Annotated in this window: 2 protein-coding genes; both read left to right on the top strand. The window is 70.4% G+C overall.

The window, feature by feature from the left end; all coding sequences use genetic code 11:
- The first annotated feature begins 31 nt into the window (after positions 1 to 31).
- Complete coding sequence (gene trmB, locus AOK24_RS41935; protein WP_055725126.1) at positions 32 to 850, top strand: tRNA (guanosine(46)-N7)-methyltransferase TrmB; 819 nt, start codon at positions 32 to 34, stop codon at positions 848 to 850.
- 49 nt (positions 851 to 899) lie between these two features.
- A partial coding sequence (locus tag AOK24_RS41930; protein WP_240554381.1) for a PrsW family glutamic-type intramembrane protease occupies positions 900 to 1,284 on the top strand: 385 nt, incomplete at its 3' end.

Raw genomic sequence — 1,284 nt, 5'->3', positions numbered from 1 at the left:
CCCTCTTTTAAAAGAGGGGGAGGATGTCAATGTGTCTGATTCCTTGAACCCCAGCGCCTCCCCGGACCCCACCGGCTCCGACGACCACGTCTCCGTCCGTCTCACCCGCCCCAAGGGCGAACCCCGCTTCCCCGACGGCCCCAAGGCCGATCCCGCCGGGTCACACTTCGAGCGGCGGATCCGGAGTTTCCAGCCGCGCCGCAGCAGGGTGACGGCGGGGCAGGCGGACGCGTTGCAGCGGCTGTGGTCGCGGTGGGGGATCGACATCGACGGGCATGCCGTCGAGCTGAGCGAGCTGTACGGGGACGACGCGCCCGTCGTCCTGGAGATCGGGTTCGGGATGGGCGAGGCGACGGCGACGATGGCCGCCGCCGACCCCTCGACGAACGTGCTCGCCGTGGACGTCCACACCCCCGGTCAGGGCAACCTCCTCAACCTCGCCGAGCAGAATGGGCTGACCAACGTCCGGGTCGCCAACGGGGACGCGATCATCCTGCTGCGGGAGATGCTGAAGCCGGACGCGCTGGACGGGCTGCGCGTGTACTTCCCCGACCCGTGGCCGAAGAAGCGCCACCACAAACGGCGGCTGATCCAGGCGGAGTTCCTCGACCTGGCGGCGACGAGGCTGCGGCCCGGCGCGGTCGTGCACTGCGCGACGGACTGGGAGCCGTACGCGGAGCAGATGCTCGAAGTCCTCGACGCACACCCGGAGTTCGAGAACACGCAGGCGGACGGCGGGTTCGCGCCGAGACCGGAGTTCCGCCCGCTGACCCGCTTCGAGGGCCAGGGCATCGAGAAGGGCCACGTGGTACGGGACTTGCTGTTCCGCCGGGTCGGACAGGGCCGGTAGGCCGGACAGCCCGTCGCGGCAGACCCATTCCCTCGTTATGGTCATTGACGTGTCGACCAGTGCCGCGTACCCACCCGTCCCTCACCCCCCGATACCGCGCCCCCGCTGGTGGCGACGCCCCTACGTCCGCTACACCGCCCTGATCACCCTCCTCGCGATCTCCGGCGTCGTCATCCTCGCGCTGGTGCGCGAACAGACCGGCACGCAGGGCCTGTTCGTGGGCCTCGGGCTGGCGGTGTTCCCCGTCCCCCTCCTCGTCACCGCGTTCCGCTGGCTGGACCGGGTGGACCCGGCGCCCTGGCGGAACATGGTGTTCGCGTTCGCCTGGGGCGCCTGCGCGGCGACGCTGATCGCGATCGTGGCGAACACGTTCACGACGCAGTGGATAGCGAACACGACGGCGGACCCGGACGGCGCGGACACCCTCGGCGCGA

The organism is Streptomyces niveiscabiei, assembly GCF_001419795.1.
GTDB classification, from domain to species: domain Bacteria; phylum Actinomycetota; class Actinomycetes; order Streptomycetales; family Streptomycetaceae; genus Streptomyces; species Streptomyces niveiscabiei.
This window is presented reverse-complemented; position numbering and strand designations above follow the sequence as displayed.